Origin of the sequence: Bacillus sp. SG-1 (assembly GCF_000181495.1) — a bacterium.
GTDB lineage: Bacteria > Bacillota > Bacilli > Bacillales > Bacillaceae_B > Rossellomorea.
Window position 1 is genome coordinate 1 of sequence record NZ_ABCF01000069.1, and the last position, 13,893, is coordinate 13,893.

Annotated in this window: 11 protein-coding genes; all 11 read left to right on the forward strand. The window is 44.6% G+C overall.

Going from position 1 to position 13,893, the window contains the following annotated elements; translation table 11 throughout:
* Positions 1–3 precede the first annotated feature (3 nt).
* Positions 4–1,380: a sucrose-specific PTS transporter subunit IIBC gene (locus BSG1_RS16525; protein ID WP_044023056.1), complete on the forward strand. Its 1,377-nt coding sequence runs from the start codon at positions 4–6 to the stop codon at positions 1,378–1,380.
* Between the two features lie 587 nt (positions 1,381–1,967).
* Complete coding sequence (locus BSG1_RS16530) at positions 1,968–2,921, forward strand: aminoimidazole riboside kinase (RefSeq protein WP_006838309.1); 954 nt, start codon at positions 1,968–1,970, stop codon at positions 2,919–2,921.
* A gap of 2 nt (positions 2,922–2,923) precedes the next feature.
* Positions 2,924–4,372, forward strand: coding sequence for a glycoside hydrolase family 32 protein (locus BSG1_RS16535; RefSeq protein WP_006838310.1), 1,449 nt, complete (start codon positions 2,924–2,926; stop codon positions 4,370–4,372).
* Positions 4,373–4,531: 159 nt separating this feature from the next.
* Positions 4,532–5,002, forward strand: a complete 471-nt coding sequence (locus tag BSG1_RS16540; RefSeq protein WP_006838311.1) for a DUF305 domain-containing protein — start codon at positions 4,532–4,534, stop codon at positions 5,000–5,002.
* A 166-nt stretch (positions 5,003–5,168) separates the two neighbouring features.
* A complete protein-coding gene (locus tag BSG1_RS20535) occupies positions 5,169–5,324 on the forward strand; it encodes a DUF1540 domain-containing protein (protein WP_006838312.1) in 156 nt (51 codons plus the stop codon).
* Positions 5,325–5,537: 213 nt separating this feature from the next.
* Entirely contained in the window at positions 5,538–7,139 is a 1,602-nt protein-coding gene (locus BSG1_RS16545; protein WP_006838313.1) for a glycoside hydrolase family 13 protein, read from the forward strand.
* 837 nt (positions 7,140–7,976) lie between these two features.
* On the forward strand, positions 7,977–8,990 hold the full coding sequence (locus BSG1_RS16550) for a LacI family DNA-binding transcriptional regulator (RefSeq protein ID WP_006838314.1): 1,014 nt from the start codon (positions 7,977–7,979) through the stop codon (positions 8,988–8,990).
* Between the two features lie 112 nt (positions 8,991–9,102).
* Positions 9,103–10,341: an ABC transporter substrate-binding protein gene (locus tag BSG1_RS16555; protein WP_006838315.1), complete on the forward strand. Its 1,239-nt coding sequence runs from the start codon at positions 9,103–9,105 to the stop codon at positions 10,339–10,341.
* An 87-nt stretch (positions 10,342–10,428) separates the two neighbouring features.
* Positions 10,429–11,292, forward strand: coding sequence for a carbohydrate ABC transporter permease (locus BSG1_RS16560; RefSeq protein WP_044023055.1), 864 nt, complete (start codon positions 10,429–10,431; stop codon positions 11,290–11,292).
* Positions 11,292–12,113 carry a carbohydrate ABC transporter permease gene (locus BSG1_RS16565; RefSeq protein ID WP_006838317.1) on the forward strand — a complete coding sequence of 274 codons (822 nt, stop codon included), beginning with the start codon at positions 11,292–11,294 and terminating at the stop codon, positions 12,111–12,113. The genes BSG1_RS16560 and BSG1_RS16565 overlap by 1 nt, the downstream gene beginning before the upstream one ends.
* Positions 12,114–12,261: 148 nt before the next feature.
* Positions 12,262–13,893, forward strand: a 1,632-nt coding sequence (locus BSG1_RS16570; protein ID WP_006838318.1) for a glycoside hydrolase family 13 protein, incomplete at its 3' end; no start/stop codon positions are given.

Genomic DNA, 13,893 nt, shown 5'->3' on the forward strand with positions numbered 1-13,893 from the left:
AACATGAATCACAAAGAAACAGCTCAGCAGCTTGTTAAATTGTTAGGCGGCAAAGACAATGTCATCAGTGCTACTCACTGTGCCACCCGCCTTCGTTTAGTGATAGATGATGAAAGCAAGATCGATAAAGGCGCAATTGAAGAATTGGATGAAGTGAAAGGGGCATTTTCCAGCTCAGGCCAGTTCCAAATTATCTTTGGTACCGGAACGGTCAACAAGGTCTATCAGGAATTCGGGCCGTTAGTGGGCGCTTCCATGGAAGATGAGTCTTCAAAAGAAGGCGTATCCCATAGTGATGCGGCGAAAAGAAAAATGAATCCATTCGCGCGTTTTGCCCGTACATTATCTAACATCTTCGTACCGATCATTCCAGCCATCGTTGCCGCGGGTATGTTGATGGGACTGCTTGGCCTTATGAAAACGTATAACTGGGTAGATCCTGAAAGTGGACTAGTTGTCATGCTTGATATGTTTTCATCTGCGGCATTTATCATCCTGCCGATTCTGATTGGTTTCAGTGCAGCGAAAGAATTTGGCGGCAATGGTTACCTTGGGGCAGTAATCGGGGGAATTATGACGCACCCTGCTTTGTTGAATCCGTGGGGATTGGCAAATGCAGAGCCGTCCACACTTGATTTCTTTGGTTTCGGTGTTCAGATGCTTGGGTATCAAGGTACCGTCATTCCGGTATTGCTGACCGTTTATATCATGGCTAAAATTGAAAAAGGTTTACGTAAAGTTGTTCCAAATACAGTAGATTTACTTGTTACACCGTTTTTAACAGTCATTTTCACTGGTTTTGTTGCTCTGCTTATTGTCGGTCCAATCGGCCGTACATTGGGTAACGGAATTACAACCGTCCTTGACGTAGTATACAACACGGCTGGACCTATCGCGGGTCTTGTCTTCGGAGGATTGTACTCCACAATCGTTTTAACAGGAGTACATCACAGTTTCCATGCAATTGAGGCGGAACTTTTAGCTAACGTTGGAGCGAACTACCTGCTTCCAATCTGGGCAATGGCGAATGTAGCCCAAGGCGGCGCGACATTGGCAGTATTCTTCAGAACAAAAAACAAAAAGACAAAAGAAATTGCCGTTCCAGCTGCAGTCTCTGCATTCCTCGGTATTACTGAGCCGGCGATCTTTGGGGTAAACTTGAAACATCGCCGTCCATTCATCGGGGCTGCAATCGGTGGTGCACTTGGTGGAGCATATGTGGTATTCACTCAAGTTGCTGCGAATGGTATTGGCTTGACGGGTATCCCGATGTTTGCCATCGCCCAAGACCCGATCAATTACGGAATCGGATTTATCATCGCAGTTGCTGGTGCTTTTGCAGCTACCCTGATCCTGGGATGGAAAGAAGAAGCGAAATAATATTGTAGGTTTTGAAAAGTGGTTGCCCTCTTTTTTATATCAAAGTTTGATTGAAGCGGAAGGTGTGTGACCTCCTGCGGGATTAGCGGGACGTCTAGTTCCAGCGCCAAGCCCCTCGGGGTCAAATAACCCGAAGAGAATAAAAGGAAAGAGCGCCTTTTTTTCTCTTCGGAACATTTGCCTGTCGGGGCTGAGAGTGGCGCTTCCACTTTTGATGACAGGTGAGACCAAGGTTACGTACCCACCGGAACGTAACCCCGCGAGCGAAGCTGAGGAGGCCAATTTAGTTCCAGCGGCCAGCGACTAGCAGATTTCGGTCTCTCTCCTTGCGATAAGTCATCATCGAATCGCTTAAGCTCTTCGTGATTCCTTTATCTCATGCGATAGCCCTAAAATCTGTACGTCGCTGAACGGCCGCTTACGCTTTTTAATTCACCGCCCGCCCCGCGGAGTCACGCACCTGAATCAGCATAGAAAAGTGAGTTGGATTAACACAGCAAGACTGAATAAAACAGAACAGAGGGGTTGACTTTAATCAATAGGTCAGCCCCTTCCTGTATGTAAAGAGTGAGTGGGAGGATACGTATATGAAAAATGGCATTATCTCATTGGGCGAGGCCCTGATTGATTTTATCCCTCTGGATCAAGAGAATATTTCTTATCAGAAAAGTCCTGGAGGTGCACCGGCGAATGTTTCTGTAGGACTTGCTCGCCTTGGTGCGAAATCCACATTTTTAGGGAAAGTGGGCAAGGATGTATTGGGAGAGTTCTTAAAAGATACATTGGAAAACTACGGAGTCCGTACAAATCAGATGTTCCTGACACCTGACACAAGAACGGGCGTCGTGTTTGTCACCAACGCAGAGGACGGAGAGAGAAGCTTCGACTTTTATATTGATCCTAGTGCAGACAGATTCCTTGAAGCTGCAGAGATTGATGAAGCGGATTTCACCTCCCATAAGATTCTCCACTTTGGTTCAATTTCCATGATTTCAAGCCCAGCCAAAGAAGCGACACATCACGCTGTGAAACTGGCCAAAGAAAACGGTATGCTTGTTTCTTATGATCCAAACTTGAGATTGGGATTATGGGATACAGAAGAAAATGCGAGAGAAACGATCGTGACTATGCTCGGTAAAGCGGATTTTCTGAAAATTTCTGAGGAAGAACTTGAATTCATCACAGGTGAAAAAGAGCTAGATGCCGGCGTGGAAGAAATGAGGAAGTACAACATTCCTCTCATGATCATCACGATGGGCGCGGAAGGTTGTTATGTGTATACAAAAGACGGACATAAGCATGTACCGGCGATGAAGGTGAGAGCAGTGGACACGACAGGTGCAGGTGATGCCTTTGTATCCGGAATGCTGTACCGCCTGAATGAACTTGAAGGGGACATCGCTTCCTTGACTGTGGATCAAGCTGGAGAAATGGCCTCTTTTGCTGCGGTTTCGGGAGCACTTGCCGCTTCTACCAAAGGAGCGATGACGGCGCTTCCGACTCTCCAAGAGGTAAAGAGTCACCTTAAAGGAGATGAGTAAGGATGACGAGGGACCAGGAACTGAGATCTAAGGCCTATGAGGCTGTAAAAGAAAATCGTACAATTGTAGATCAGGATCCATACCGTTTGAAGTATCACCTGATGCCGCCTGTGGGACTCTTGAATGACCCGAACGGTTTCATCGAGCATAACGGTGTCTATCATCTTTACTATCAATGGATGCCGTTTAAAACAGGACATGGAGCCAAGTTCTGGGGACATTATTCTTCCGAGGACTTAGTTAATTGGAAACATGAAGAAATCGCATTGACTCCTTCTGAGTGGTATGAAAAAAATGGCTGCTACTCCGGAAGTGCGATTGAACATGATGGCAAAATCTATGCATTTTATACAGGCAATGTGAAAGATGAAGAAGGGAACCGTGAAACTTATCAATGCCTGGCCATTTCGGGGGATGGAATCGAATTTGATAAAAAAGGGCCTGTCGTGGAGTTGCCGGACGGATTCACTCCTCACTTCCGGGATCCAAAAGTCTGGGAGCAGGACGGCACTTATTTTATGGTGGTCGGCGCCCAAACGGAAAACTTGAACGGATCGGTGGCTCTGCTGAAATCAGAGGACCTGGAAAACTGGAACAATGAAGGAATCATTGCCGGTGGAGATGACGGAAAGCTCGGCTATTTTGGCTACATGTTTGAATGTCCTGACTTGTTCAGCCTTGATGGAAAGGATATTCTTGTCTTTTCTCCGCAGGGGCTTGAGCCAAAGGGAATGGAATATCAAAATGTTTATCAGGCCGGCTATGTTATCGGACAGTTCGATGGTGAAAAAGGTGAATATGATCACGGTTCCTTTGAGGAACTGGATAGAGGGTTTGACTTTTATGCACCGCAGACGACACTCGATCATAAGGGCAGAAGACTCCTGTATGCTTGGATGAGTGTGCCGGATCAGGACGAGCAGGATCATCCGACGATTGACCATAAGTGGCTGCACTGCATGACGATTCCGAGGGAATTGAAGTTGGTTGATGGCAAGGTGCATCAGCTTCCTCTGGAAGAGCAGAAACAGCTGAGGGATGGAGAGGCTGTTGAATATTCTGCTGAACTGCAAAAAGAAAGCAGGCAGTATGAAGGAGTAGAAGGAAAGGCTTTAGAACTCGAAATTAAGGATGTGGCCGTTTCCGGAGGATGGCTGGATATATCTTTTGCCGATGGCTGCCGGGTGGTGTACAACCCTGAACAGGAGATTTTTACGCTTGAGAGGAAGAGCTATGTCGACGGACTCATAGAGAAGAGGCAATGCAGACTGAAAGAGTTGAAGTCAATGCGCATCTTCCTGGATACTTCTTCGATCGAAATCTTCCTGAATGATGGCGAAGAATGTTTCACATCGCGTATCTATCCTTCACTAAATGATGAAAGCATTACCTTCAGTGCTTCCGGACATGGAAGCTTTAACATATGTAAGTGGAATCTCAAATCACTTTAACCCATTAACGCACTGAAAGGGACAGTCCCTTTCAGTGCGTTGACGCTTTAAAGCACGAAGAGGGACTGTCCCTCTTCGTGCTTTAAAGTGCTAAAAGTGCAACATGTGAATACTCTTCTTGAATTCGGGTATTAGTAGAAAGACCAGAATTCTAAAGGAGTGAGAGAGTTGAAACCTTATCTGCGTTTTGGAGCGATGGTGGTCACGTCGACCATTGTCATGTTCATGTTCAAATACTTAAGCACTTATAAAGTCGACCATGTCTTTTTCAGTGAGACAAGAGCGTATATGGCCTTGTTGATGGGTGCCACTATGGCTGTCATCATGCTGGCATTCATGACTCATATGTTGAAAAATAAGAAGGCCAATATCGGGATTGTAGTCGGAAGCATCCTTGTCTTTGGGCTTTCCTTGTTCTTGCTGCGAAGCCAGACATTGGTGGATGACCAGGATTATATGGAAGCGATGATTCCCCATCACTCCATCGCGATTTTAACCAGTGAGCGTGCCGAAATTGAGGATCCGAGGGTAAAAGAACTGTCCAAAGAAATCATTGAAGCACAGCGAAAAGAAATCGCAGAAATGAAGAGTTTAATAGAGGACATTGAAGAACAAGAAGAAGAGGAATAAAACACGAAATGACTCCGGGCCCGTTTCAGCCCCGGAGTTTTTTGGTTAGCAGAAGGTTGTAATGATTAAACACATCTCCTGAGGGTATATACATAACAAAGGTACAATCTACTCCATCTATTGTTTTAGAGAATACGTTCACTAAAAAATTAGGAGGTGTGCAGTTATGGCACAAGATGTATTATGCGAAGTAAGTAACTGTGTATACAACAGGGATGGTCGAAAATGCACGGCTGACCAGATCTTTGTAACCAGCCACAGCAACAGCAAAACAAGAAAAAATGAAGAAACAGATTGTCAGACATTTGAACCTGAAGCGTAATAAAATAATAGAAAGAGAGACAGCCGGTCACCGGCTGTCTCTCTTTCTATTGAAGTCCTTTAGCGCTTTACCGCGCGAAGAGGGACAGTCCCTCTTCGCGCGGTAGAGCACTAAAGCGCAAGCCTTCTCCATAATTTCTCTCTACCAACGTAAACGTTTACATAGTATACTAGCGTTAATCTATTAATTTGATTTAAAGGAGAGAAAACCGGAATGGATAAAACGTGGTGGAAAGAAGCAGTTGTGTATCAGGTGTACTGGCGCAGCTTTTTAGATAGCAATGGAGACGGTTATGGAGATCTGGAAGGAGTGATCCAGAAGCTGGATTACATCAAAGAACTTGGGGTGGATGTCATCTGGCTGAATCCGTGTTTCGAATCACCGGACGTGGATAACGGCTACGACATTTCTGACTACTGTGCAATCATGCCGAAAGCGGGAACGATGGATACCTTCCAGCGTCTCATCGATGAAATTCACGCCCGCGGCATGAAAATGATCATGGACCTGGTTGTCAATCATACTTCTGATCAACATTCATGGTTCCTGGAATCTCGCTCTTCCAAGGATAATCCGAAGCGGGACTGGTATATCTGGAGAGATGAGCCGAACAATTGGCGTTCCTATTTCAGTCCTTCCACTTGGGAGTATGATGAAAAAACCGAACAGTATTACTTCCACTCTTTTGCCGTGGAACAGCCTGACCTCAACTGGAAAAACAGTGAAGTTCGTGAAGAAATCTACCGCATCATGAAATACTGGCTGGACAGAGGAGTTGATGGCTTCCGCATGGATGCTATTGCCATCCTCGCTAAACAAGAGGGCTTCCCTGATGCTGAGAATCCCGAAGACATCTCTTACCTTGGAAACAACCCGGGCATCCACGAGTATCTCCAGGAAATGAATGAAAAGGTGCTTCAGCATTATGACCTGTTGACGGTCGGCGAACTCGCTTTTGTAAAAGCAGAAGAAGGCCCGCTGTATGTAGAAGAGGAGCGAAAGGAACTTCATACCCTTTTCCATTTTGAAGTGTGCGACTACATGGAAAACTGGGATATGCTGGAGTTCAAATCCATCCAAAAAAGATGGTATGAGTCACTTTGGGGACGCGGATGGAACTCGCAATTCTTGAACAACCATGATCACACACGTCTTGTGACCCGTTTCGGGAATGACACAATCTATCGTGAGGAATCAGCGAAATGCTTTGCCACCATGCTGCATACACTTCCAGGCACCCCTTATATTTACCAGGGTGAAGAAATCGGCATGACAGGTGTGCGTTTTGATTCCATTGAAGACTACAATGACATTGCCATGAAAAATAAATACAAGGAAGAAGTAGGGAAAGGGAGAGACCCGCAAACCGTCTTCGAAGAGCTGCTGCCGTTAGCACGGGATAATTCAAGAACGCCGATGCAATGGAAAGCTGAAAAGAATGCCGGTTTTACAGAAGGCACGCCGTGGATCAACATCAATCCAAATTACCAGGAGATCAATGTAGAGAACGCACTGCAGGACTCAAACTCGATTTATTTCTTCTACCAAAAGCTGATAACCTTAAGAAAACAAAATGAAATTATGACTTACGGAACTTATGAACCGATTCTAGAAGAAGACGAACAAGTCTACGCCTATTACCGTGAGTATGAAGGCACCAAATGGCTTGTACTCTTAAATATCTCGGATGAAACCGCGGAAAGAGACTGGAGCCCATTCATCTCCTTCGAAAACGCTGATTTACTTATCGGGAACTACAAGGATTCAGTTCAGCAAAAACTTGCCCCGTATGAAGCAAGGATCTATCAGCTATAAGTCTATGAATCTGTAAGGAAAACGGATTGAAGAGAAAAGCGAAGAAAACAAAGTAATTTGAGGACGAAATCATATGCGATTTCGTCCATTTAATATGGTTGATATTGGTTCCTATTGAAAATGGTAGCACACTGCTTTTAGTAGCTTAGCCAAGGTTAAAGCAATTGAGTATAAGTCTGTTAGTGCAATTTTGTTTCAATTGTTCTGATAAATAGTTATGCTTTCACACTGTGCCAGATTGAAGCGGAAGGTGTACGACCTCCTGCGGGACCAGCGGGACAGATGAGACCCCCAATCCAGTTGCAGCGCCCGAGGTTACGTACCCACTGGAACGTAACCCAGCCCCTCGGGGTCAAATAACCCTCAGAGAATAAAAGGAAAGACCACCTTTTTTTCTCTGAGGAACATTTGCCTGTCGGGGCTGAACAGGGCGCTTCCACTTTTTAAGCAGGGGAACCCGAGGAGGCCAATCTAGTTCCAGCGGCCAGCGACTAGCAGATTTCGGTCTCTCTCCTTGCGATAAGTCATCATCGAATCGCTGCGCTCTTCGTGATTCCTTTATCTCATGCGAGAGCACTGAAATCTGTACGTCGCTGAACGGCCGCTTCCACTTTTTAGTTCACCGCCCGCCCCGCGGAGTCGTACACCTGCAGCGGAAATCACAGCACTAACTTTTTTTGGGGGAATAAACTAACACTGGCTTTAAGAAAATATCAAACCAATGTTATTTTATGGTAAATGCATTTTTTAAAAAAAGATTGAAAGGGTTTACAAGTCGTGTTATGATTTATTTGCAACAACGTAAACGTTTACTTAAATCCTTTGTTTGTTAAGTAGGTGACAAAAATACACACAATTAAAGATGTAGCCAAGAAAGCAAACGTGTCGATTGCGACGGTTTCAAGGGTGATCAATGACCTTGGCGGTTATGGAGCTGCTACAAAAGAAAAGGTTCTGAACGCCATCCAGGAATTGAATTACCAGCCGAATGGCCTGGCACGGAGCTTAATAAACAAAAAATCAGAAACCATCGCCGTTCTGTTTCCGAGTGTCTCCAACATGTTTTCATCCAGCATCCTGAAGGGTGTGGAAGACCTAGTCCATCAGCGGGGGTCAAGTGTAATCGTCTGTAACACGGCATCAAAAGGGGAAAAAACATTAAAGTATCTTAAGGTGCTTCAGGAAAAAAGGATAGATGGCATCATTTTCGTCAGTGAAGTGATCACCGACGAGTATTATGAATTCCTTTCAAATATGAATGTCCCGATTGTATTGGTGTCTACGGAATCTTACCGTTACTCGCTTCCCTACGTCAAAGTAAATGACCGCCATGCTGCCTACTCTGCTACAGAGTATCTCATAGAAAAAGGGCATCGCCGCATTGGTATGGTCAGCGGGAATCCGAGCGATATGATTGCCGGTCAGCCGAGGATGGAAGGGTTTAAGGATGCACTTAAATCACACGGTATCCAGGTGGAAGAAAAAAGTATCGTCACCTCCCGCGGATTCAGTTTTGAAGACGGCTTACAGGGGTTAATGAGACTTATGTCCTCAACAACTGACTTAACTGCCGTATTCCTTGCAAGTGATGAAATGGCTGTCGGAGCACTGTCTGCTGCCTATCAAATGGGAATAAAGGTTCCGGATGATTTATCCATCATCGGTTATGATAATTTACCTTTGGGCGAAATGTCGATCCCGCCGTTGACCACAGTGGCACAGCCATTGGAGGAAATGGGAGAGAAAGCAGCCAGTATGTTATTCAAGATGCTGGAAACAGGCGAAACAGCAGAAAGCCGGATTATCGGACACTCCATAATAGAGAGACAGAGTGTAAAAGAAATAAAATAATTTTTTTTAGACATTTACGTAAACGTTTACACGATTAATCAGCAAACCCAATTCACTTTTTTTTAGCTAATTACGTAAACGTTTACCTAACTTAAAAAGGGAGAGATTCTAGATGAAATTCAAGAAAATTGCAGGACTAACAGCAACAGCTATCCTTGGTGCGTCAATACTTGCAGGCTGCGGAGGCGGAGACGAAGCTTCAGACGGAAAAGTGAAATTGGAACTTTTCTCTAATAAATCTGAAAGTATCAATACGTATAAAGACTTGATCAAAAAGTTCGAATCGGAAAACCCTGATATCGACATTGAATTGAATGCTCCTCCGGAAGCGGAAACAGTATTGAAATCCCGCTTAACGAAGAACGACCTGCCGGATATCATGTCTATTGGCGGCAATGCGACTTACGGTGAATTAGCGCGAGCAGGTGTCCTGAATGATTTCTCTGACAGCGAAATTACAGACAAAATCCAGCCTGCTTACCTTGAAATGATTGGCAAACTTGTAGGAGATGAAAAAGAAGGCGTTTATGGTATCCCTTACGCAACGAATGCAAACGCAGTCATCTACAATAAGGCGAAATTTGAAGAGCTTGGTGTAGAAATTCCAAAGACATGGGATGAATTCATTGCAATCGCTGAAAAAGCGAAAGCAGCGGGCGAGACACCAATTTACTTCACATTGAAAGATGCATGGACAGCGATGATTCCATGGAACTCCATCGCAGCCAACGCGGCTCCTGAAGATTTTGCCAGCCAGAAAAATGCCGGTGAAGCAAGCTTCCAGGAAGACTATCAGGATGTTGCAGAGAAAATGCTGACACTGTTGGAGTACGGTCACAAAGATAACATGGGTAAAGCTTACGGCGATGGAAATACAGCTTTTGCTAAAGGTGAAAGTGTCATGTACCTGCAAGGTAACTGGGCGATCCCTGAGATCAAGAAAGCAAATCCGGATATCGAACTTGGTGTGTTCGCGATGCCTGTAACAAATGAGCCGGATCAAAACAGACTTGTTTCCGGAGTTGACGTACTGTTGACGACAACTGAAAGCACAGAGCATCCGGAAGAAGCTCAGAAATTCATCGATTTTATGATTCAAGAAGAAAATGCAAAGTCCTATATTGACGAGCAGGCTGCCTTCTCTGCCATTGAAGGAGTATACCAGGAAGACCCTGTAATGGAAGGGATCAAAACTAACTTTGAAACTGGCGCGATCACAAGCTTCCCGGATCACTACTACCCGGCAGGAATGGGTGCTGAGAACCTGATTCAAGAATTCCTTATCAAGAAAGATACAGACAAATTCTTGAACAAGATCGACAAAGAGTGGGAGAAAGTACAAAACCGCTAATAGTTTCATCAAAGGGGAAAGGATAAGCGAAAACTTATCCTTTCTGCTTTAAAACAGAAAAATTAAGTGATCGGATGTGATCAAATCATGCATAAGCAGAAAACAGCCTTTTTCCTTATGACCATCCCTGCATTGGCCCTCTTTTTTATTTTTCATACTTATCCTGCTTTACAAGGAATTTTCTACAGTTTTACGGATTGGAAAGGCTATGGGGACTATAACTTTGTTGGGCTGAAAAACTACCTCAATGTGTTCAAGGATGATAGAGCCTTTCATGCCTATGGTTTTACCTTTAAGTTTGCGATAGTCTCTACGATTCTTGTAAATGTCATCAGTTTGACGATCGCAATGGGCTTGAATGCCAAGATTAAATTTCAAAAAACATTGCGTGCCGTTTATTTCCTTCCGAATATCTTGAGTATTTTGATCGTCGGATATATTTTTAACTTTATCTTTTCACATTTTCTTCCGGAAATTGCTGAAAAGGCCGGTATTGAGTCATTGACAACGAACATTTTGGGAGATCCCGATCTCGCCTGGCTGGGAATTGTCATTGTAGCCGTATGGCAGGCCGTTGCCTTCAATACTATTTTATACCTGGCGGGTCTTGTGACGATTTCAAATGACTTATATGAAGCAGCAAGCATTGATGGGGCGAATACGTGGAAAAAGTTCTGGAATATCACATTCCCGATGATTGCTCCGTTTTTCACCATCAACATGGTGCTTGCCATGAAGAACTTCCTGATGGTCTTTGACCAGATCGTTGCGATGACAGGAGGCGGACCGGGGCAGTCAACTGAATCCATCTCGCTATTAATCTATCGCGGAGGATTCCAAGGCGGAGAGTTCGCTTATCAATCTGCCAACGCGGTCATCTACTTCATCGTCATCGTGGTCATCTCAGTGATTCAAATTCGTATTCTGCAGAAAAGAGAGGTGGAAATGTAATGAAAGCCAAAAAGCCCAACTGGTTAATCACATCATTATTGATTGTAGGCTCTCTGCTCATTCTATTTCCGCTGTATTTAACGATTACCATCTCTTTAAAAACACCTCAGGAGCTGGCCGATTCATTATGGGCGCTGCCGAAAGAATGGAGGTTCGAAAACTACCTGGAGGCCATTGAAATCACCAATTTCTTTAACGCTTTCCAAAACAGTTTTCTGATCACCATCGTGGTTGTTATTTTTACAATATTGACGAACTCGATGGTCGCGTATGCCATTGCGCGCAACCTTCATAAAAAGTTTTATAAGTTCCTATTCTATTATTTTGTCAGCGCGATGTTTGTTCCGTTTCCAATCATCATGCTACCGATCGTTAAGCAGACAAGCTCATGGGGACTTGATAATATTGTCGGATTGATGCTGTTATACATCGTTTATGGACTGGCGTTCAATATCTTTGTCTATGTCGGTTATATCAAATCGATTCCTAAAGAGCTGGAAGAAGCGGCGATCGTGGATGGAGCAAGTACATGGAAAGTATTCTGGAAAGTCATCTTCCCGCTTCTCACTCCGATGAACGCAACAGTCGGGATCCTGACTTGTCTTTGGGCGTGGAACGACTTCATGCTTCCACTTGTCATCTTGAGTGACAGCGATATGGCAACATTGCCGCTTGTACAGTACATGTTCCAAGGACAGTTCAGTACAGATTACAACCTTGCTTTCGCGTCCTACCTGATGGCGCTGGCTCCAATGATCCTTGTCTACATTTTTGCACAGAAATGGATCATCAGCGGCGTTACTAAAGGGGCGATCAAGTAATTTCTGAGGACAGTACCATGATTGCTGTCCTCGTTAAAAAAGTGAAAAGGGAACTCTCAGGAATTTTCAAAGAGTTCCTTCCTGTTAGCGCAAACGTTTGCATGATATAATCAACATACTATCCATAAGAGAAGGAGAGACATTACAAATGACTAAACAATGGTGGAAAGAATCGGTCATCTATCAAATATATCCTCGCAGTTTCAAAGATTCCAACGGCGACGGAATCGGCGATATCAATGGAATCATCTCAAAGCTGGATTACCTGAAGGAACTCGGTATCGACGTCATTTGGCTGTCACCGGTCTATCAATCTCCGAATGATGATAACGGTTATGATATCAGCGACTACCGCGGCATCATGGATGAATTCGGGACAATGGCTGATTGGGACCGTCTTTTAGAGGAAATGCATAACCGCGGCATCAAGCTGATCATGGATCTTGTGGTCAACCACAGCTCGGATGAACATGCGTGGTTCGTGGAATCAAGAAAATCAAAAGATAACCCATATCGCGACTACTATATCTGGAGAGAAGGAAAAGACGGGAAGGAACCTAACAACTGGGAATCCTGCTTCAGCGGCTCTGCTTGGCAGTATGATGAACAGACAGAAGAATATTTCCTTCATTTGTTCAGCAAGAAGCAGCCAGACCTCAACTGGGAAAATCCGAAGCTGCGTGATGAAATCTATGACATGATGAAATTCTGGCTGGACAAAGGCATCGACGGCTTCCGTATGGATGTCATCAACTTCATTTCAAAAGTGGACGGCCTGCCGGATGCAGAACTGCCTCAAGGAAAGAAGTATGCTCCAGGCGGAAAATACTTTATGAACGGGCCGAAAATCCATGACTATCTGCAGGAAATGCATGAAAAAGCCCTTTCCGGTTATGATGTCATGACAGTCGGTGAAATGCCTGGTGTGGATGTCGAGGAAGCCAAGCTTTATACAGCTGAAGACAGAAAAGAAGTAAACATGGTTTTCCAATTCGAGCATGTTGACCTTGACTCAGGTCCTGATGGAAAATGGGATCTTCGACCGATGAAAATGAGCGCACTTCGCGACAGTTTTACAAAGTGGCAAAAAGGACTGGAACAGGAAGGCTGGAACAGCTTGTACTTGAATAACCATGATCAGCCGCGTATGGTTTCCCGCTTCGGCAACGACAAGGAGTACCGCGTGGAATCAGCAAAAATGCTCGCTACATTCCTTCATACATTAAAAGGAACACCGTACATTTACCAGGGAGAAGAGCTTGGGATGACGAATGTCCGCTTCAATTCGATCAATGACTACAAGGATATTGAAATCCTGAATATGTACCGTGAAAAAGTGATTGAAAACGGGGAGGATCATGACAAGGTCATGGAATCCATCTATGTGAAAGGCCGTGACAATGCACGTACTCCGATTCAATGGGATGACAGCGACCATGGCGGTTTCACAACAGGCACGCCTTGGATCCAGATGAACCCGAACTACAAAGAGATCAATGCGAAGCAGGCAATGGAAGACCCAAATTCCGTTTTCCACTACTATAAAAAATTGATCGAACTTCGTAAAGAAAACCCAATCATGGTTTACGGTTCTTATGATCTCATCATGCCGGAGCACGACAAAATCTATGCTTACGTGAGAGAGTATGAAGACCAGAAGATGATTGTCATGCTGAACTTCTCAGGTGACACACCGGTGTTCGAACTGCCGGCAGAACTGGAAGGCGGCACTAAAGAACTCTTCATCAGCAATTACAACGTTGATGCTGACGAAGATATC